The 18625-nt window shown below is 64.1% G+C and carries 17 protein-coding genes; 7 read left to right on the top strand and 10 right to left on the bottom strand.

Features of this window, described 5'->3' with window-relative positions; translation table 11 throughout:
- Positions 1-88: 88 nt before the first annotated feature.
- Positions 89-769, top strand: coding sequence for a TetR/AcrR family transcriptional regulator (locus ACZYZ3_RS15290; RefSeq protein WP_463964664.1), 681 nt, complete (start codon positions 89-91; stop codon positions 767-769).
- Positions 770-1566: 797 nt separating this feature from the next.
- Here the strand turns inward: ACZYZ3_RS15290 and ACZYZ3_RS15285 are convergent.
- The 5 genes from ACZYZ3_RS15285 to ACZYZ3_RS15265 form a co-directional block, all read right to left on the bottom strand.
- Complete coding sequence (locus tag ACZYZ3_RS15285) at positions 1567-2193, bottom strand: hypothetical protein (protein ID WP_463964663.1); 627 nt, start codon at positions 2191-2193, stop codon at positions 1567-1569.
- Between the two features lie 336 nt (positions 2194-2529).
- Entirely contained in the window at positions 2530-2853 is a 324-nt protein-coding gene (locus ACZYZ3_RS15280; RefSeq protein ID WP_463964662.1) for a DUF8691 family protein, read from the bottom strand.
- Positions 2850-3371 carry a DUF2306 domain-containing protein gene (locus tag ACZYZ3_RS15275; protein ID WP_463964661.1) on the bottom strand — a complete coding sequence of 174 codons (522 nt, stop codon included), beginning with the start codon at positions 3369-3371 and terminating at the stop codon, positions 2850-2852. The genes ACZYZ3_RS15280 and ACZYZ3_RS15275 overlap by 4 nt, the downstream gene beginning before the upstream one ends.
- A gap of 154 nt (positions 3372-3525) precedes the next feature.
- Positions 3526-4215 (bottom strand): hypothetical protein, encoded by a 690-nt coding sequence (locus ACZYZ3_RS15270; protein ID WP_463964660.1) that lies wholly within the window; start codon positions 4213-4215, stop codon positions 3526-3528.
- Positions 4216-4339: 124 nt separating this feature from the next.
- Positions 4340-6937, bottom strand: coding sequence for a winged helix-turn-helix domain-containing protein (locus tag ACZYZ3_RS15265; protein WP_463964659.1), 2598 nt, complete (start codon positions 6935-6937; stop codon positions 4340-4342).
- 1011 nt (positions 6938-7948) lie between these two features.
- On the opposite strand from ACZYZ3_RS15265, the gene ACZYZ3_RS15260 reads away from it, so the two are divergent.
- From ACZYZ3_RS15260 to ACZYZ3_RS15245, 4 genes are all read left to right on the top strand, one after another.
- The gene (locus ACZYZ3_RS15260; protein WP_463964658.1) at positions 7949-8542 is read left to right on the top strand and encodes a hypothetical protein; all 594 of its coding nucleotides are present in this window, start codon (positions 7949-7951) and stop codon (positions 8540-8542) included.
- 80 nt (positions 8543-8622) lie between these two features.
- On the top strand, positions 8623-9030 hold the full coding sequence (locus tag ACZYZ3_RS15255) for a DUF7793 family protein (protein WP_463964657.1): 408 nt from the start codon (positions 8623-8625) through the stop codon (positions 9028-9030).
- A gap of 395 nt (positions 9031-9425) precedes the next feature.
- Positions 9426-10964, top strand: a complete 1539-nt coding sequence (locus tag ACZYZ3_RS15250) for a putative bifunctional diguanylate cyclase/phosphodiesterase (RefSeq protein ID WP_463964656.1) — start codon at positions 9426-9428, stop codon at positions 10962-10964.
- A 141-nt stretch (positions 10965-11105) separates the two neighbouring features.
- Positions 11106-11792: a class I SAM-dependent methyltransferase gene (locus tag ACZYZ3_RS15245; protein ID WP_463964655.1), complete on the top strand. Its 687-nt coding sequence runs from the start codon at positions 11106-11108 to the stop codon at positions 11790-11792.
- Positions 11793-12801: 1009 nt separating this feature from the next.
- Here the strand turns inward: ACZYZ3_RS15245 and ACZYZ3_RS15240 are convergent.
- The 3 genes from ACZYZ3_RS15240 to ACZYZ3_RS15230 form a co-directional block, all read right to left on the bottom strand.
- Positions 12802-13008 (bottom strand): hypothetical protein, encoded by a 207-nt coding sequence (locus ACZYZ3_RS15240; RefSeq protein WP_463964654.1) that lies wholly within the window; start codon positions 13006-13008, stop codon positions 12802-12804.
- A gap of 467 nt (positions 13009-13475) precedes the next feature.
- Entirely contained in the window at positions 13476-13703 is a 228-nt protein-coding gene (locus ACZYZ3_RS15235) for a hypothetical protein (RefSeq protein WP_463964653.1), read from the bottom strand.
- 61 nt (positions 13704-13764) lie between these two features.
- The gene (locus ACZYZ3_RS15230; RefSeq protein WP_463964652.1) at positions 13765-14292 is read right to left on the bottom strand and encodes a DUF427 domain-containing protein; all 528 of its coding nucleotides are present in this window, start codon (positions 14290-14292) and stop codon (positions 13765-13767) included.
- Positions 14293-14521: 229 nt separating this feature from the next.
- Here ACZYZ3_RS15230 and ACZYZ3_RS15225 point away from each other — a divergent pair, with 229 nt between their 5' ends.
- Both ACZYZ3_RS15225 and ACZYZ3_RS15220 read left to right on the top strand, forming a co-directional pair.
- Positions 14522-15061, top strand: coding sequence for a hypothetical protein (locus ACZYZ3_RS15225; RefSeq protein ID WP_463964651.1), 540 nt, complete (start codon positions 14522-14524; stop codon positions 15059-15061).
- Between the two features lie 208 nt (positions 15062-15269).
- On the top strand, positions 15270-15914 hold the full coding sequence (locus tag ACZYZ3_RS15220; RefSeq protein WP_463964650.1) for an SRPBCC family protein: 645 nt from the start codon (positions 15270-15272) through the stop codon (positions 15912-15914).
- Between the two features lie 30 nt (positions 15915-15944).
- On the opposite strand, the gene ACZYZ3_RS15215 is transcribed toward ACZYZ3_RS15220, so the two are convergent.
- Positions 15945-16787 carry an alpha/beta fold hydrolase gene (locus tag ACZYZ3_RS15215; RefSeq protein ID WP_463964649.1) on the bottom strand — a complete coding sequence of 281 codons (843 nt, stop codon included), beginning with the start codon at positions 16785-16787 and terminating at the stop codon, positions 15945-15947.
- 539 nt (positions 16788-17326) lie between these two features.
- Entirely contained in the window at positions 17327-18565 is a 1239-nt protein-coding gene (gene ligD / locus ACZYZ3_RS15210; protein ID WP_463964648.1) for a non-homologous end-joining DNA ligase, read from the bottom strand.
- Positions 18566-18625: the final 60 nt, after the last annotated feature.

Raw genomic sequence — 18625 nt, 5'->3', positions numbered from 1 at the left:
GCTTCTCCCTGCTATTTCTGTACGCCGTACAAATTGTACGATGTACAAATGGTGTACGCTGTGAGGAATAAAGTCAAGGGAGGACCTAATGACGACGCAGGCTCGCAGTTCAAAACCCGGACCCCGCCGGTCCCTGACCGAGAACGAGATCATGGACGCCGCGCTTGAGCTCCTCGACGAGGGGGGTGTCAGCGCAGCCTCGGTAAGGGGGATTGCGGCCCGGGTCGGCGTCGCCCCGAACGCCGTCTACACCTACTTTCCAGATAAGGCTGCAGTCATAAAAGCTATTGTCGAGTACCTGCTTGGGCAGGTTGATCTGGCGGTGTTTTCGGACCGCAACGTTCCGTGGCGCCAGCGGATTGAGTCCCTGGCGTTGGAGCTCCGGGAACGGCTTACTGCGCACCCCGGGGCCGTTAGCCTGATGATTGGCGGACCCATGGACGGCCCACGGGCACTTGCCCTGAATGAACACCTGATGGAGACACTCCGCGAATCAGGGCTGGATCCAGCTGAGGCTGCGAGGGCGTCCTACCTGCTGGTCGTCTACGTGTTCGGCTCAATAGCCCTTGAATCGGCCGAGCTGGCGGACGGGTTGAGCGGCATTTCGGAAGCCGCAAGAGTTTCCACCCGGCTAAAGGGGTTCTCGGCGATACCGGCCGGTCAGTACCCGTTGTCGGCGGGAGCGGCAAGAATCATGGCTGCCTATGTCTCCACCGAGCAGTACAGGTGGGGACTGAAGAAAGTGCTTGATGGCCTTGCGGGGGCGTGAACGCCCCATCAGCATGGCCGGGCTTCAGCCCGGGCCGTCACCTGAGCGAGCCCCGTCCCTCAGCTCCAACCGGAATGTCGTGGGAGCGACTGGATTCATCGGCCGGTGGACTACCAGGGAGCTGCTCGACTAGGGAACATCGCTCACCGTCGCACTGCGGGACCCGAAGGTGGATGGCGAATCGCGGAACTAGCTCGGGGTTCACGGAACCAGTCCCAAGAATCTTCGGTTCATCCCGGTCGACTTCCATTGCAGGGACCTGGGGATCAGCAATGGTTCCCTGTTTTTTGAGGGGCATCAAAAGTTGGGGGCGACGCAGTCGTGCAGGCCACCGCTGAAAAGCTGAACGTGCTCGTCACCGTTGTCACCCCCGCAACGGTGGCGGGCCGTTCCGTGACCGGTGAAACAGCATCCTCCCGGCACCGGGCGTATGACCGGTGGCGTCGGATCTGCCGGTTTTCTGGCTCGTTGCCGGCGAACGGCGCGGATGGGAAGCGCGGCGAGCAAGGTAGGCGCCAGCTCTGATCCGGCCAGCGGATGCGTTGCCGGAGACTTCTAGGAGTAGCCTTTATTTTGTCGGGCCGACGAGCCTCCTGAGGTACGTGACCAGGCACTGGTCGCGGCTACCACGCTCCCGAACGGTCGCAGGTAGCTTCGTTCGAACCCTTCCTTATCAGGAGTTGCCGCACCAGCCCGGCGCTTCCTGATGACTCAGTGCGACCGCCGTGCTGCCGACGGCATTCCCACCCCTTGGGAGCCGGGCTTCCCCGGAGTGCGTGGCTGAACTAGCCCCAAAATCACGCCTGTTGCCGGGCCCGGGCCGCGGTCCGACCGGCGTTTTCGGGAGGGGTGTTCTGGAGCATCCAGGTGGCCAGCCAGATGATAGCTACGGCCAGGCCGATCAGACCCAGCTGCAGCACAGTCTCCGGAAAGATAGTACGTAAGGCGATGGGAAGGGCACTCGCGGTGTAAAGCAGGACCGCGCCCTTCGGAACACCCGAGGTGCGCCAGAGCGCCACCATGAAGACCACCGTGCCGAGCAGGAACAGCACTGAGACCGCTGTCAGGGCGATACCAAGCGGGCCCGCACGCAACGCCATGATTACACCCGGGTCAATGTAGGGAAAGACAAGGTTGAGAACAAATTCGACCCCGACGAGCCCGGCCAGCGAAGTTATGGTGAGCAGTGCACCTGTCGCGGCCAGCGCCCCGGTTGTGCGCGAAATCAGCAGGTAAATACCAATCACCAGTCCGATAGCGGCGAGTTGGGCGACCGGTGCGGCGAGCTGGGTGAAGGGCGACGTTGGGATGATTCCAGCCCGTTTGGCCGCGTTCACCACCAATATGGCTCCTGAGAGAAATCCCGCGAAGGCGAAGATCCTAATCAGTACGGCAGGCAGGAATACCTGTATTTTGGAGAACATTTAAGGCTCTTGTCTGTTTGGGTAATGCGGGAAATAACGAGTGTTTCAACATTCGTTATGAGCCGGTGTGTGGGTGCCAGCGATAATTGGAAGCTACCGGCGTGGGTGGTGACTGGGCATCACCCACCATGGTGATTAAGGCGGTGACCGGTACCGGTGATGCGTTAGAGCCACACGCTAGGCGGTGGCAGCGGGGCGCGTACAAATAGGGCGCTGGTTATCATCGTTCTGGGCAGGTACGCCGAACGGCTCAGCTGAACCATGCAAAGGGGCCCTGCAAAGGCGCTGGATGCCAGAAACGTCCGGTTCGGACGCTCCGAATCATTTGCTGACCGCTCAGTCCCCTGGCAGCGGTGCTTCATGATCCCTGTCGCCCCGGTCTTGGGTAATGGTTTCGCCGTTCCTGGCAATGCCGTCACCGACGCAGCCGATTTGTTCCGTTGCTTCGATGGGCTCCACGGAAATCAGGAGGATGCCGAGGTCACGGATCTTTGTAAGCAGCCCGTGCAGGGCAGCTTGGTCGGTGACGAGACCGCTGAGGCTTGTCGTGCCGTCGTTTTCGCGGGTCAGGGTGAGGTAACCGAACCAGGCTGACCAGCGGTCCGGAAGATGCCCGTCGACCCGAAGCCGGTAGCCGTGGGGTACGTGGGATTTTGTCATGAGAGCGGGGTCTCGCCCGTTGTCCTGGCCGTTCGTTTGCCGCTGCTGCGGATGATGAACTCCGCGGCAATGAGATTCAGGCCGATCCTGGCCCCAGCATGAGGTCCGTGGTGAGTTCGCTGACGCCGAAGACGGCGTTGCCGATGCCTTGGGTGAAGACCTGGGTGCCGGCGCCGAGAGCCAGTGCAGGCGCGTGTTGTCCAGACCCGGTGACGTTCGACGTCGGCGTGGCGGATCGCTGCGAGGCCGAGGATGATGCTGGCTGCCATGCCAGAACCGACCGCAAGCCGGAAGAAATAGGCGAGCTCTCCGGTGCCGGGCTGTCGGGGGTAGAACTGCGTCATCGACAGAGCGGAGAACCCAACGGCGAGTCCCAGGACCACGAGGGCGCGTCCGGCCCCCTGGTGCCAGGCTGGCCAGCGGCGCCGGAACCGGCGGGAGAACTGGAAGGCGCCCAGGACCGCGTAGGGGATCGCGCTGACGATGTGCACCACCACGGGCGCGGGTGAGGCTCTCATGCGGGCATTCTCCGGGATGAGAAGGGGGCCGCCGGCCAGTCGATAAGCCGCAAAGTGCCGGCTGCGGCAGGGACCAGGACGAGGGCGACCAGCGCGAACGGCACCCACCCGGTCGATCGCGCCGGCCAGGTGGGGCGCGCCATGTTGTGGATGGTCACTTGGCGCCGGCCGGGTTGAGCGGGCGGTTTGCGTCCTGGGGCAGTGGTCGAATAGCCCCGGCGCGCTGGTCCCGCCACAACGAGTATCCCAGGCCCACCAGTGCGACACCGGTGGGTATGGCGAACAGCCTTTCGTTGACCTGCGGCAGCAAGGGGATGGCCAGAGTCGCCACGGAGCTGGCGGCCAGCAGCACGGCGGCCCAGCGGGGGAGGACCTTGGCGCGGAAGAGCCCGATCCCGAACAGAAGTCCGCCGCCCAGGAATGTGGCTGCCGAAGCGAGGATGAGGACTTGCATCAGGCCGATGTCGCCGCTGGCGTGCCCGCCAGTAACCACAGCAAAGACGTCGTTGACGTATCCGGGTGCCGTGTGGGCAAGAGTCGGAAAGACAACGGCCCCGATCACTTCCACGCTCATCATGATGAGGTATCCGGCGCTGAACACGAGGTACCCGATCAGGCCCAGCACTCCGGTCTGCTTCACCTGGCGCAGGTACATTCCGGTGATGCCGGCCAGCGACAATCCGGCCATGAGCACCTTCAGGCTTTGGCGGACCGTGTACTCGGTGGTGGCGGCGAACGCCGCATCAAGTTGGGGGTGGTTAATTTGGACGCCGATGAACAGCAGGCCTGCCGCGACAGCGGACAGGCCGGCAGCCCGGGCGAGGGTGGTGGTGGTGATGGTCATCTTCGTCTCCTGGGTCTGGGTTTCCGCAACAGGCCATCGCGGGATGGTTCAAACCTAGGGACGGGCTGGGTGAGCAGGCATCACCCCGTGATGTGAGCGACAGGGTGAGATTTGACTTTGCCGGTTATGTGAGGCCCCGGTCGCGCCCCTGGCGGACCGCGGCCTGGCGGGTGGTGACGGCGAGCTTCGTGAAGATGTGCCTGGTGTGGGTCCGGAGTGTGTTGGGTGAGATGAACAGCGCCCGGGCGATCTCCGGGCCGCTCAGTTCGCTGTCGAGGAGCCGGAGTACCTGCAGCTCGCGCCGGCTCAACTTCTCTTCTGCCGAGGAGGTCAGCCTGTACCCCGGGACGGGGGCTAGCGCTTTGGGCGGCGCAGCCAGGTCGAGGAGCCGCTGGGTGTGATCTTCGGCGATTCCGTGGCCGGCCGCATCATGCAGCAGCTCCATCATCGGTGCCCCTTCGGCTATGAAGACCCTGGCATAGCCGGTAGGTTCGGGCGCCTCCGCGAAAGCCCGGCCAAGTATCCCGCGGGCCTGCGCGTGGTTTCCTTGAACGGCTTCGGAAAGAGCCTGCAGCATGCGGATCTCCACCCTGCTGCCGGCGCGTCCGTCTGTCTCTGCGGACTGGAGCAGCCGTCCCAACAGGCGATCGGCTTGCCCGGACGCGCCGCGGTCGGGATGTTCCCGGTTCTGCGCTAAGAGCAGCCGCACGAGCGTGAGGTGGTCGAACTCGCTCAGGTAGCTGACGTCATCCGTTACAGACACGCCTCGCGTCTGTGCCCACTCGGCGGCTTCCGCTGTCTTGCCTTGGGCGATCCAGATCCGGGCTCTCATCGCTCCAATCGGCTGCACCTCAGGAAAGAATCCTGGCCGGTAGATCTGCTCCGCCTGGTCAAGCAGGTCGGTGGCCTGGGCCAAGCTTCCCTCGGCACGGGCAACCAGCGCCCTCGCTACGAACCACCGGTAGCGGCTCTCGGTCATGGGCGCCCGTTCGAAGAACTCACCAGCGCTCGTGAGGTGCCGTGTTGCGGCAGCGATATCTCCGGCTTCCAGGTCAAGCCCACCCAGCCCCACATGCAGCTCGGCGGATGCCCGGGCGACAGGCTCATCCTCGGCGTCGGCAAGTTGCAGCGCATCCTGGTAAAGCCGCCGCGCCTTGCCGGGCCGGCCGGCCACGAGCCACATGTCAGCGAGCACGACGGTGCTGCTGAGCGCGTCAATAAGGTTGCCGGATGCGTGCAGGCTGGCCACGGCCTGCGTGAACGTATCAAGCGCAGACGACAAGTCCCCGTCCGCCCACGCGGCGAGCCCTAGAAAGCCCGCAGCAGCGCCGCGTGCAAGATGGTCGCCGGGACCGGCCAGGGCAAGGGCGTGCCGGGCGTGATCGGACGTGCCTGCCGCATCGCCCCGCGCCTGCGCAAGGGAGGCTCGGTAGACGGCGATGGTCGCCGGCAGCGTCCGGAGCTCCTCAGTGACGGCCCAGGGCTGAGCTGCCCGGGACGGGAAGGCAGCCAGTGCACGTTCCGCATCCTCAAAGTGCGGCTCCACCCCGTGGAGGTCACCGGAGACCATGAGCATGAATCCGTAGAACACGCTAAGCACCGGGCTGTTCCGGACGGCGTCGGCCGGCAGTGCCTTCAGCCAGCCGAATAAAATTGCCTCCTGCCGGTTGCGCCGGATTATCGGCACGGCCAATTCCACAAGGTGGGCCGCGCGGTTAAAGTCCTGGGCTTCCAAGGCATGCCTGACCGCTTCTTCCATCAGGTCCTTGCGTTCGTACCATGCGCTGGCGCGCTGATGAAGCAACGGCATCAATCCAGGCTGTTCGTTGAGCAGACGCGCCCGCAGCACGTCCGCGAAGAGGTGGTGGTAGCGGTACCACTCCCGCCGGTCATCTAACGGGACGATAAAAAGGTTGGCGCGCTCCAGTGACGTGAGCATCTCCGTCCCGTCACCGCGTCCCGTCACCGCGTCACAGAGGGGGCCATTGAAGCGGTCGAGAACGGACGTGAGCAATAGGAAACTGCGAGCCGGACCGGGTTGATGCGCAAGTACCTCCTCGACCAGGTAGTCGACGATGTACCGGTCATTCCCGGCGAACCCGGCGATAAAACCGGCAACGTCCGTGCGGCCCTGGAGCGAGAGCTCTGCCAGCTGCAGCGCTGCTACCCACCCTTCCGTACGCTGCTCCAACGCCTCGACGTCTACGGCGGAAAGGTCCAATCCTGCTACGTCATTCAGGTATGCGGTAGCCTCCTCCGATGTAAAACGCAGCTCCGCTGCACGGAGCTCGACAAGCTCGCCGCGCACCCGCCAACGGGGCAAAGGCAGCTCGGGGTCAGCGCGCGTGCTGATCAGAACGTGGACGTGGGACGGAAGGTGGTCAAGCAGGAAGACCATCCCGCTGGCGACCTCGTGGCTGTCAGCGAGGTGGTAGTCATCGAGCACCAACCAGACATCCGCCGGCACCATCGCCAGATCGTTCAGCACCATGGTGAGCGCGGACTCGGTCGAGACGCCTGCAGGAGCAATGAGCTCCAAGGCAGACCCTCCGGCACCAGGCACCGCTGTTTGCAGCGCGGTCACAACATAGGTCCAAAAAGACGCAGGGTCGCTGTCGGCAGCGTCGAGCGAAACCCACGCAATACGACGGTGGTCCTCCTCCATTCCGCCGAGCCACTCGGCAAGGAGTGTTGTCTTGCCGAACCCGGCCGGAGCAGACACCAGCGTCAATCGCGCCTCAGTTCCCCGACGCAGGCGATCTAAGAGCCGTGGGCGCGTCACAACATGGCGACGCACTCTTGGGATGAACAGCTTCGTTGAGATCAGCGGACGTGCCATACGAACCCCGCCCCGAGGCGCACAACCAATCGGGAAGGTGCGGCAATCCTGTACCCAATCCCCAGTGGTGGCCGGGGATGGCCGACAGGGTACCGAAGAAGAAGGGTAAGGCCGCCCAAGGATCTGTGCTTCCGCGGACTGTTCTCGAAAAACGTCGTCCAGTGGGCATCCATCAGCGCTACGCCGTTGCCCTCTGCGTTCCTTAGAGTAATGGGCCTCGCCGGCATCGCTTTCGTCGTCAACCCCGCCGTCACAGCAGCGCAGGTCGTCGTGGGGCTGCGTGGCGCATCATTGTGGCCTTTGATCATCCACCACACCCTCGGGGTCACCACCCTCCCGACTGGGGGCCGTGCGTAGCGCCTGGCGATGGATTCTGATGGTCGGCGGCGACGTCCACTCATCTTCGGACTCCTGATTCTCCGCAGATCCAGCAAGCACAGCTCGGCCCACTCAGATCATTCATAACGGGTACAAACCGGAAGAACAATATTCAAGGGTCAGAAAGGCATGTAGCGCACCTGGAGGGCGCGCACCGCAATAGCGCTCGTGCCTGACTGGGCGCAAGATGACCGATGCCCCGTTTTACACTGAGGGCTGACCTTCCAGCGCGTTCCGATTGGGAGGGGCGATGTCATTTTCAGCTGCTGACTGCGGAACCCTTCCTGTGGTTTCGGGCTGTGCAGCTTGATTCGTGTCATATGTGTTTACGGGCTGGTGAGCCGGCTGCGCGTGCGGCGAGAGTGAATCCCCCTTCGTCGCTGTTGGGTCCAGGGTCCGGTGCCCCCGTGAGGCCAGGCAGAACGGTACGGGCCGCGTGCGCGCCCTGGGCAGCGGTGGCGTCCCGGTGGTCAATGCCGTAAGGCTACCCGCCGGCTGGCCGGATGAAGGGCGCCGTTGCCGCTGCTTGACGCGAAGGTACCCCCGGGCCTGCACGTCCCGGCCGCTTTGGCCGCGTCGGAGAAGATCCGTCAGGAAGTGCTCACCCGCTACGGCATCGACGCCGACGACGTCGGCACAGACGCCGCCTACCTCACGCTTCGAGGATCCCGCGCTGGTCAAAGCAGGCAAAAGATGCACGAGGCCAAGCTTCTGGCCGAGGGCGGGTTCAAGGGCTCCGAACGAACACTGGTGGAGCAGCGGTACGAGCGCGCGGAACAGGAACTCCTTGCCAGCATGGAAAAAGTCGGCCGCGAGGTCGAGGACCGCGTCACCGGCATCGACAGCAGCCGGGCGCGAAGACCAGAGCCTCAAAGCAGAGAGCGCCTCCGCCGCCGGCTACGGCTCCGCCGAACAACACGAGAAATTCGCGGATCCCCGGCCAACACTGGTGCGAATGAAACCCAGGTCCACGCGCCTCGCGGAAGCCGGACCGAAGGCACAGACCCCAGCGCAGCTGCGACGATGGGCAAGGAGGCGACCAAGGCCAGAAAACCGCGGGCAGGGCCATCAGTGGGTCCGGAGAGAGGCATGAACGGCCTCACACGGTAGCTGGTTAACACGCGGGGCGTCAGCCGGGCGTCGTTTAATGAGAAATGGGGAACCGGGGGTACTTTTGAGGAGTTGCCGAAATGTTCGGCTGCCTGCTCGGGGAGGACGTGATCGTGGTACCAGTCGCTGATGGCGGCGGAAAGGCCAGTGTCGATTTGGGCGCCGACGGGCTTCTCCATCTGCTCTGGCCTCACGGGGCCCGCATTGAGGTCGAGGATGCCCGGGCGGCGATGGCGAAAGTCAACGAGGTATGCCAGCAAGAGCACCATCCAATGCTTGTGGACATGGCAGCAGTCGCTTCCGTTAGCCGAGAGGCCAGGGGTATATGGTCCATTCCCTGCGGCGCTTCCCGCATCGCGTTGTTAGGTGAGTCGCCTGTAGACCGGGTCCTGGCGAACTTCTTCCTTGGAGTGCATGTCCCGCCTTGCCCGACCCGTTTTTTTACGTCGCGCAGCGAGGCTGTGGCCTGGCTGATTGCCGGTGTGTGAGTTCCGGATGTCCTTCCAGCGGCCGACGAGGCCAAGCCACTCAACTGGGCCGATTTTGAGAGGCGAACCGGTATTGGAGGTGGGCGCAGTCCGACCGGTGCGCTTTTTCAGCACGCGGGCGTCCTCGGGTCCAGGACTGGCCACCGGCCGCATTCCTGCTCATCCGCTAGCTGGCGCGCCCGCCCGGAGCAGACGTTTTTGGGCGGAGATGCGACAACGGGACACCGCATCCGAGGTTGCCGGTGAACGGGAATCCGGGACGTGAAGAGAAATAAGTCGAGGGGCACCCAGGGGCAGCTCCCAGTTAGTGAACGCACTTCTCCCTGTTGCTGCGTTCGTAAGGAGGAGCCCGTCAACGGCCCACCTTCCCGCAGTTTTCTGCTCCCAGGGATTTCATGACTTCGAGAAAAGGTGTTGAGGACCCGCGCCTGCAGCTGTTGGTTGACGGCGTTGTCCGATTGGCCGCCGGAGAGCTGGACGCACGCATCGAACCCTCGGAGCACCGGGATGACATTGATGCTGTTATTACGGGAGTCAACCTGCTCGCGGAAGAACTGGGCCACATTCATTCGGAGCTGGAACAGCGGGTGGCCGCCCGCACGGCTATGTTGCGGCGAACGCAGGTTGAACTGGAGCAGATGGCCAAGACAGATGCCTTAACGGGACTTGCAAACAGGACGTTGCTCACCGAGAGGATCCAAGAAGCAATCCGGTCCAGCGCGGACGGCGGAAAACTCCCGGCCGTGGTGCTCCTGGATCTGGATTCATTCAAGGCCATCAACGACACCCTGGGCCATAGTGCCGGTGACGCCGCGCTGGTGGAGGTTGCCAAACGTCTCCGCTCCGCCGTCAGGGCCTCGGATACTGTGGCCCGCCTGGGCGGGGATGAATTTGCCATCCTCATTACCGCTGCCACGGAAGAGGAGATCCTTCAAATCGCGCACCGTGCGTCGAAGTATCTGCAGGACAGCGTGCGTATCGGAACAGAAACGGTTTGGGCAATGGCCAGCATCGGCGTTTGCATTGGCGCGCCGGGGTACCCGGCGGAGGCGCTGATGCGCGATGCCGACATTGCCATGTATCAGGCTAAACTGCGGGGTCGCAACAATGTACAACTCTTCCACCCAGACATGCTTGACGCCGTCCGGGAACGGTCGCAAATAACCGCCGAATTACGAACAGCGGTTGCCCGAGGGGAGCTGGCACTGCTATACCAGCCGGTGGTTGAACTGGCTTCCGGTAGCGTCATCGGCCTAGAAGCCCTCCTCCGATGGCATCACCCTGAACGCGGAACCGTTATGCCGGGCAGCTTCATTGGCATCGCAGAAGAAACCGGCTTGATCTTTGAACTGGGACGGTGGGTGCTGCATGAAGGTGTCGCACAATTGAGGCGCTGGAGCCAAACCGACCCGGACCTTCCAGACTTTTGTCTGCACATCAATCTTTCTGCCGCCGAACTGCTTCGAACCGACTTGTTGGAGGACATCCGGGACACGCTGGCCAAACATGGCGTGGATCCGCGGCGTTTGGTCTTGGAGATCACTGAGACAGTGTTGATGTCCCGGGGAACCGGGGAAGAACAGGTCCTCAGCAGGCTCCGGGAGCTGGGCGTGGGGCTGCAAATTGACGACTTCGGTACCGGGTATTCGTCCATCAGCTACCTTATGTCGCTTCCGGCAGACGCCGTGAAGGTAGACCAGTCTCTGATAAAGAACATAGGGTCGGACCCCCGGCAACAAAAGTTCGTTTCAGCCATTCTGCAGCTCATTTCCGCAGCGGGACTTAGGGCGATCGTGGAAGGCATCGAAACAGCCGAGCAGGAGACTCAGCTGCGGGCCATGGGTTGCCTCTACGGGCAAGGTTACTTCTACGGACTTCCGGCACCGGCCGCGGAAGTACCGGATCAACTCCGCCGGCCCGCACGGCGTCTGTAGAGTTAGCGTATGTCGACGCTTTGGGACCGGATGCTGCTTGTCCCCTCAGTAATACGCCTCGCTTCGCGGGCACCGAAGAACCCGGACGCTGCGTGGGAAGGATACTGGCGCGGAATCCGCACCACTGGCCGTTCAGGCGAGGTGCTTTGGGACTCCGACTCCCTGGCAGAGCGTGCGCAGTACTCCGGCGCGGTTCTTGCGCACTTTGATCCAGCTCTTCCGGTAGTTGACGTCGGGTGCGGCAACGGAACCCACACCCGCTGGCTTGCCAGCCTATTTCCAAGAGTTCTCGGCATCGACGTATCCAAGGGGGCGGTCGAGATGGCGAGCAGGGAAGCAGAAGGCATCCCAAATGCCGACTTCATTGTTTTGGATGCTGCGGGGGCAGGTGCGGGAGACCTCCTGCTGGACCGGCTGGGGCCCGCCAATGTCTTCGTCCGCGGAGTATTCCACGTCCTGAAGCCCGACAGGCAGGCCGCCGTGGCTGCCAACCTGCGAACCGTCATCGGGAACAAAGGCCGAGTGTTACTGGCCGAGACCAATTTCCGCGGAAATAGTCTCGGTTACCTGGCGGGGCTCGGCGCCACCCGGCAAAGCATGCCCCTGCAGGTGCAGCGCGCCCTGGAAAATCTTCCCCGGCCCGGGCACTTCGGTGCTAAAGAACGGCGCAGCGTATTTTCGGATTTGGAGTGGCAGGTGATTGCGGACGGCCCGGTGGACATTGAAGTGGTCCCGTTGAACGCAAGCGGTCTTTCGCAGTGGGTTCCGGGATACTACGCACTCCTGTCGGGCGCGGAAGATTCCGGAACAGGGCACGAGCGGGTGTAACTGAACCCGGTGACCACCCCGACTAAATGGACGGTGGCCGGGTCCCAGTGTAGGAGTGAACTGCCGCGGAGATCTCGGACAGCGAGCCCTCCTCAATGAGGGTGCGGAAAGCAGAGATCGGGGGCAGCTCACTTCCCAAAGCGGCATTTCCTGGCTGACTGGCCCGGGCTTCAATGACCTGGCCTAGGTAGTCCGGCATGACGGGGTCCCCTATGGGCGGCCTGCTCCAGCTTCTCCGGGGAGACGTGTGCCGCGGTCCGCGCTAATGCCACCAGAGCAATGCAACGCCACGGGCGACACTAATGGCGACCAGTATCGGGGCAGCTACGAGGAAGGCTGAGCTGAGTCGGGAGACACTGTAGCCGTGGCCGCGCAGAGAGGTTGCCCGGCGAATGGCGTAAACGACGTTCGCGATCAAATAGGGGACCGATCCGGCCGCGCAGAAAAGCGACAGCATGATGCCAAAGCCGACTCCGCGAAGCCCTCCGGGCTCGTACATGCTTGCCGGGAGAGCAAAGCTGACAGAAATCCCAATGAAGGCTGCAACACCGACCCAACCGAGTGCCATCAGGACGGTACGGAGGGTCCTCGCCCACATCGGCAGCGTGTTCGAGATGGGCGGCGTGGCCTAGGCAAAGCCGTCAGGTTCGTTCCACGGGGCGGGACTGGTCACTGGTATCTTTCGGATCACGGCGGGCAAGAGCTGCCCCGGCCAGCATACGGGAAGCCCTGGCCGCGGCGCGGGTAGCAGCTTCCGAGCGGTAGTCGTTGATCCAGGCACCCCAGCGGGCCGTCTCCGGGTAAAGCCGGGGCCGTGAAGAGGAAACTTGCCTACGCCGCTCACCTGCGTGGCCATAGGCTCTCGATCTGGGGAGATCGTGCAGGCAACCGGCATCACCTGCTCCGGTCTCCACCGTCGGCTACAGACTCGACCCCCTGAGGCCTTGACCGCCGAGAACCCGGATAGCGGCTAAGCCATCGGAGTGTCTGTGGTGGCGCAGCCGACTTATCAGGCAATGTGGCGTTCCTCCAGCGTCCAAGCCAGAACGAGTATGTCCGGACCTGACAAGGTCGTCAGGCCGTATATGAAGGCGTCGAGGTCCCACGCGTCAGCGTGGCCTCCGTTTGCCCAGAAGCCGAGCGAGAGATCCAGCAGGGTGAAGTTTCCATCGTCCAAGCCGTTCCGGGCCGCCCGGCGCAGAACGTTGACGTCCATTGATTTCCTCCCGTACCGGTATTCTTTCCGGTACCACGAGCGCACAGACGATGGCGAACGCCGGCTCAGTTGACCGGCCTGACCCTGTCTCGCGTTGTTTGTGTTCTGTCTTTTCCTCTGAATCCCATCGGGCGTTGGCCTGCGGCGCTCTTCTGCTGCAGGGACGGTTCTCCGGGATGATCTCCAAGTGGCGTCGGCGCGGGGCTTCTTCCTCGCCCCCAGGAGGAGTAGCGCCTTAGCGGCACCGTGCGTTCTCGCTCATCTCTGCATAGTCCCACTGTGCCGCGCCCGAGACTAGGGCAGTTTTCCCTGGGGCTCCAGGGACTGAGTGTCTGGGCCAGTGCTCATGGGGAGCTCAAGCGTCAGGGAGCTCGGACGAAGACCGCGGCATCACTTTTTGAGCGAGACGGTTCATGTCCGGTGGGCCCATGTCCGCCATGACCAGCTGCCGGTCAGCCGGTGCGGTGTCAGATCGGGGAGCCTGTGTCCTGACGTCCGATCCGGTCGAATTGCAGGTCCGCTGCAGCGACGCCGTTCTCCGCACGGATCCTGACTCCGAATTCCGCGGCCCTGGACCGCAAGGCCGTGTCGCCCAGCGCGCCGCTGAGCGCTGCGGCCAGCCCTTGGCTCGTGAGTTGCCCCCGCGGAATGAACTGGTAGGCGACGGGAACCGGCAGGATGGTCCGGTTCCGCATCCTGAGATCTCGTGCGCCGGCGCTCCGATGAGATCGTCCCGGACGCACAGCGGCGGCGTGCTCACCACCCGGCCGTGCCCGGACCACCCTTGAACGGACCAACGATCTGCTTGGTGATCCAGCCGCCGTAGAAGTCCCCATTCTGGGAGGTCACCTGCTCGCCGTTGACTTCGCAGGAGTCCATGTGACCCGGGTAGAGGGCCACCCGGGTCCTCAGCGACTCGAACCCCCGGGTGGGTGCAGGGTAAGTCCACCCGGCACGGGGAACAACGACTCCGCCGGCAACGACGTCGAAGTAGTGCGCTTCTCCCTTGAACTCGCAGAAGGTGGTTCCCTCGACCGGGACGAGCACCCCGTCAGGGAATGAGTCCACTGGCAAGTAGTAGACAGGCGGATGACTCGTCTCCAGGACGCGCACTGCATCGGTGGTGTCGGCAATCACCTGCCCGCCAAGGCGCACAATAACCCGTTCGGATCGCGGCTCGACCCTTGGCGGCCGAGGGTAGTCCCACACCGATTCCTGACCGGCTTTGGGTTTGATGGGCTGGGGACGCCGGAAGACGCCGGATGGGCCCTGAGCAGGAGTCATATACCCATGATCCCATCCTGCGCTGGGATGCCACAGTGCAGGCCGGGGGAGGTCTCGGCTGGCCCAGGTGGCGGGAGCGGGCTACGGAGGCAAGTGACGGACCGGAGCTGGGAACCGGAAATTGTCACGCTGCCAATCCCACCGGCCGCGCACGGGTCAGACGTGTCGCACCCGGGGACGGGAGCGAAGGCGGGTAACCTGCCAAGGGAGTCTTGGAAGGGGCTGTGCTGTGGACATTCTGAGCGGTGTAAGCGGCGAGTGGTTGAAGGCCCTGACGTGGCTCTCGGCCCTTGCCACAGGGTTGCTGCTGTGTTTTTGGCGGCCTCGCCGCGTTCACTGGGCCGCGCTCGGCTCCGTCCTCGCGTTTGCGGTGGCGAACATCGCAGCGGGCATCTACGTCCTGTCCCACCTCGGAGATTCGCGCTGGGGCGGGGGCGCGGAGGAGCGGCTGGATGCCCCCTCGCTGGCTGATACCCCCGTTGTTGGACAGTTCCTTGGATCCCTGGACGCGCTCCTGGACGGCGTAGTGGACGGCGTGAATGAATTCAACGATTTCCGGGCCTCGCTTCCGGTAGCCGTGGATTTCCTGGCATCAGCCGGCTGGGCCCTGGCTGTTGCCGTGCCACTGGGCCTGGTGGCGCTCGTGGTGGGCTACCGGGACGCCCAGCGCCGTAGGGCCGAATTTGCGAGATTCAGACTGCAGGTCGAACGGCTCAGCACTGAACTCGATGAAATCAAGCGCCACGTCGGTTACTCGAGCCGGGGTTAGCGCCGCCGGTAAGCGCCGATGTCAGCCCCGACGCTGGAGTGCCGGCAGGACGCCGGAAGGACCGCTCCCGTATCCAGCCCCCGGGTCCACGAAGCAAGGGCAAGGACAAACGTCCCGTAGGCGGTGGCCCGGAAATGCATTCAGGAGTGAAACCGCCCCGGGGCCAATGGCCCGTGACAGCGGACTCGGCGGTCTGGAGGATTGCTAGATGACGAAGCCACAAAACATGAAAACGCCTTACAGGCCAGCCGCAGTGTTCGCTGGGCTGGTGGCATCGGGCTTTCTGTTCCGGCGCTTTCAATTGCGCTGGGGTGCCACCCCCGCCGAAGCCGACGGCGGGCTTCCGGGCGACGACTTCCTGTCCATTGCCGGTCTACAGTCAACGCGGGCGATCACCATCGAGGCTCTGGCGGATGCAGTGTGGCCCTGGTTGGCGCAGATGGGTCAGGGACGCGGCGGACTCTACAGCTACGACTTCCTCGAAAATCTGGCCGGTCTGGATATCCACAGTGCTGACCGGATCCACCCGGAGTGGCAGGACATCAAGGTAGGCGATCGCTTTCACCTGGCACCGGCTGCTTCCGCAGACCTGGAAGTGGGGTTAGTGGTCGAGGGCAAGGCGCTCGTGCTGCGCGTTCCTCCCGGTTCTCCGCCCGGCCCGTTCGATTTTTCCTGGGCTTTTGTCCTGCAGCCACAGTCCGACGGGACCACCCGGCTGCTGGTGCGGGAGCGGTATGCCTACCTGCAGTGGTGGGCCCGGTGCCTGGTCGAGGCGGTGGAGGTTGCCAGTTTCATCATGTCCCGGCGGATGCTCCACGGTATCAGGAGCCGCGCCGAGGGCTACGACGGGTAGCGTTCCTTGAGCCGCTGGGGCGAAAGGCCGTCACTTGTCGTCTGGGCGGGCCCGGTCAAGCCAGTCACCGAGCAACGCGGCGAGGAGGTCGGGCCGCTCGTGCATGAGTGCATGGCCCGCGCCGTCTACTACTGCCAGGGTGGCGTGCGGATAGCGCTCGAGTAAGTCCATTGCGTCGGTATAGCCAACGACCGAATCGCGGCGTCCGGCCGCGATTAGGGTCTGCGCCGGGAAGGTGCCGGATCCGACGTCGACCGTCCATTCGGCGAAGATCCGGCCCAGCCCGGTCGCGTCGACGAGCCTCGTGCCCGGCACGATGTGGCTGCGGTAGCGGCGGGCGGTGGCCGGTGTGCGCACGACGAAGTATTCGTCGAAACCTTGACGTTGCTCAGGTTCGAGTTCGTCGTACGCGTCAGCGCCCTGAAAAACTACCTGATGGTCGGGCACATTTTGTGCGCGCTCGGCCACGGGGCATAGCAAAGCCAGCGCGCGCACGATCTCTGGCCGCTGCGCGGCCACGCCGCGCGCAAGATATGCGCCGTAGGAATGTCCAAGCAGCATCACCGGTCCCGCCTCCAACCGATCAATGAAGTCGACGATTAGCGCGACCACATCATCGTTGCAGGCCAGGTCGCCGGTTGTGGAGCGGCCCATTCCTGGCAGATCCGGATAGATCCGCCGGTATCCCGAGCCGGGGACGACGGCCTCGATCGCCGCTTCTATTTCGCGGTGATCCACACCGGCGCCGTGAAGCGCAATAAGCGGCACTCCGCAACCGTGCTCGACGTAATGAATCAGGACGTCGTTGATCCGCCGCTCCATGGCATCATCGTATTGGTCGATCCGTGGCAGCAACACCACACCCCAAATCATGTGGCCTCCGGGGCTGCCGTCCGTATCTTCCCCGCTGGCCACGTTCGCTGCCGCGTCGATGGCTGCCCGGTACGGCGGGGAGCCGGAACTCACCCGCCGGACCCCGGCTCGCCCAGCTCGGCAACCGTCTGCGGGGGGTGCGCCAGCACATTGACCGGCAGTCCGATGCCAGCGGTGACGATCTGGACTTCTTGAACCACAGTCCGGGCATGCAGATGAGGGTGGCCGGCGCGCCCGGCGGTGCTGTCCTCCAGGTTGACCCCGGGCACACCGAGGGCGGCCAGATGGGCCCCCAGTTCCGCAACCTCGACGGGATCATCGGAGTAACCGTCTCTGACACAAATGCCAAGGCGGATCCGATGTCCAACGCATTGGGCAGCAGCAGCAGTGGCGACGCAGTTGAGTTCCCGAAGAGGTGCGATTTTAGTTCCCGTCCTCTGCCAACCACATCGGTGAATACAGTTTCAGTGTTCAAACGTGGCTGGGCGGTGCAGGGGTGGCCAATACCGAAACGCCACTGACCCGGGTTAAAAGGTGGCCTAGGGCCGCCCCGGCCACTCTTTGCCCGCCCACGGGTCGTAGTCGGCGATTAGCTCCTCTTGTGGCGGCCGCTCATGTTCGGGGACATGCTGCAGGTTAACCCGCACCCGGTACCAAAGCGAACTCGTTCCGCGCATTCCGTCGACGAGGATGTCGGCGGGATGCAGGGCCGGGACGAGGTCCGCATGCCGGGTCTTCCACTCGTCGAGCGCCACGCGCGCCTCGTGCTTGGTCCTGGTACGTGCCACCTCGATCAGCGGCATTACCGACTGCCGGCGGCCCGAGCCGTCGCCGCCGCGCGGCGGCTTTTCCGCGGGGCCGAGCTCGGCCGCCAAGGCGAGAAGTCCGGCCAGCGTCCCGACCGTGTCGTCGATCCCGGCGTGCGGGTCGCCCATCACGGCGAAACGCTCAAGCACCGTCGGCACCGTGAATTGTTCCGGCCGGGCGGAGCGAACCTCGTCCCAGGTGAGCGGAGTCGAGACCCGGGCGTCGGGCAGGGGCCGGATCGAGTACGCCGATGCCACGGTGCGGTCCTTGGCGTTCTGGTTGAAGTCGACGAACACACTCTCGCCCCGCTCCTCCTTCCACCATCGCGCTGTGGCGAGGCCCGGAGCCCGGTTTTCGACCTCGCGGGCGAGGGTCTCGGCGGCGAGCCGCACGTCGCGGTATGACCACCGCGGCGCAATGCGCACCAGGATGTGGAGTCCCCGCGATCCGCTCGTCTTCGGCCACCCGACCAGCCCCGCGTCGTCGAGCACGTCCCGCGCGACATGGGCGACGTCGACGATCTGTTTCCAGTCGACTCCCGGCATCGGGTCGAGGTCGATCCGCAGTTCATCGGGGTGTTCGAGGTCCTCGGCGCGGACGGGGTGCGGGTTCAGGTCCAGGCAGCCAAGATTCACCACCCACGCCAAGCCCGCAGCATCCCGGAGCACGGCCTCCTCGGCCGATGTTCCCGACGCATAGCGCAGCGTGGTCGTATCGATGAAGTCGGGGTGGTTTTCGGGCACACGCTTCTGAAAGAACGGCTCGGCGTCGATCCCCTTCGGGAAGCGCTTGAGCACCATGGGCCGGCCGCCGGCGCCGCGCAGCGCACCCTCCGCGACGGCGAGGTAATAGTGCACCAGGTCAAGCTTCGTCAGCGCGGGCTCGGGGAACACCACCTTGTCCGGACTCGAGATTCGAACTTCGGTGCCGGCGATGTTGAGGATCTCGGCCGGGGCCTTTGACGGGTTCATTTTGCCACGCTAGCAACCATCGGATGCCGCAGCCAGACCGGCTGCGCGGGCGCTTTTCCG

It is taken from the genome of Pseudarthrobacter linnaei, from assembly GCF_055412825.1.
The sequence above is the reverse complement of the archived record's forward strand: the minus strand, read 5'-3'. Positions and strand labels throughout refer to the sequence as shown.

What these genes read in the sequence shown, in the direction of transcription:
- ACZYZ3_RS15230 (WP_463964652.1), bottom strand. Translation starts at nt 14,292, where the DNA reads ATGACTCCTGCTCAGGGCCCATCCGGCGTCTTCCGGCGTCCCCAGCCC.
- ACZYZ3_RS15215 (WP_463964649.1), bottom strand. Translation starts at nt 16,787, where the DNA reads ATGATTTGGGGTGTGGTGTTGCTGCCACGGATCGACCAATACGATGAT.
- ACZYZ3_RS15240 (WP_463964654.1), bottom strand. Translation starts at nt 13,008, where the DNA reads ATGGACGTCAACGTTCTGCGCCGGGCGGCCCGGAACGGCTTGGACGAT.
- ligD (WP_463964648.1), bottom strand. Translation starts at nt 18,565, where the DNA reads ATGAACCCGTCAAAGGCCCCGGCCGAGATCCTCAACATCGCCGGCACC.
- ACZYZ3_RS15270 (WP_463964660.1), bottom strand. Translation starts at nt 4,215, where the DNA reads ATGACCATCACCACCACCACCCTCGCCCGGGCTGCCGGCCTGTCCGCT.
- ACZYZ3_RS15235 (WP_463964653.1), bottom strand. Translation starts at nt 13,703, where the DNA reads ATGCGGAACCGGACCATCCTGCCGGTTCCCGTCGCCTACCAGTTCATT.
- ACZYZ3_RS15275 (WP_463964661.1), bottom strand. Translation starts at nt 3,371, where the DNA reads ATGAGAGCCTCACCCGCGCCCGTGGTGGTGCACATCGTCAGCGCGATC.
- ACZYZ3_RS15220 (WP_463964650.1), top strand. Translation starts at nt 15,270, where the DNA reads ATGACGAAGCCACAAAACATGAAAACGCCTTACAGGCCAGCCGCAGTG.
- ACZYZ3_RS15290 (WP_463964664.1), top strand. Translation starts at nt 89, where the DNA reads ATGACGACGCAGGCTCGCAGTTCAAAACCCGGACCCCGCCGGTCCCTG.
- ACZYZ3_RS15250 (WP_463964656.1), top strand. Translation starts at nt 9,426, where the DNA reads ATGACTTCGAGAAAAGGTGTTGAGGACCCGCGCCTGCAGCTGTTGGTT.
- ACZYZ3_RS15285 (WP_463964663.1), bottom strand. Translation starts at nt 2,193, where the DNA reads ATGTTCTCCAAAATACAGGTATTCCTGCCTGCCGTACTGATTAGGATC.
- ACZYZ3_RS15280 (WP_463964662.1), bottom strand. Translation starts at nt 2,853, where the DNA reads ATGACAAAATCCCACGTACCCCACGGCTACCGGCTTCGGGTCGACGGG.
- ACZYZ3_RS15255 (WP_463964657.1), top strand. Translation starts at nt 8,623, where the DNA reads ATGTTCGGCTGCCTGCTCGGGGAGGACGTGATCGTGGTACCAGTCGCT.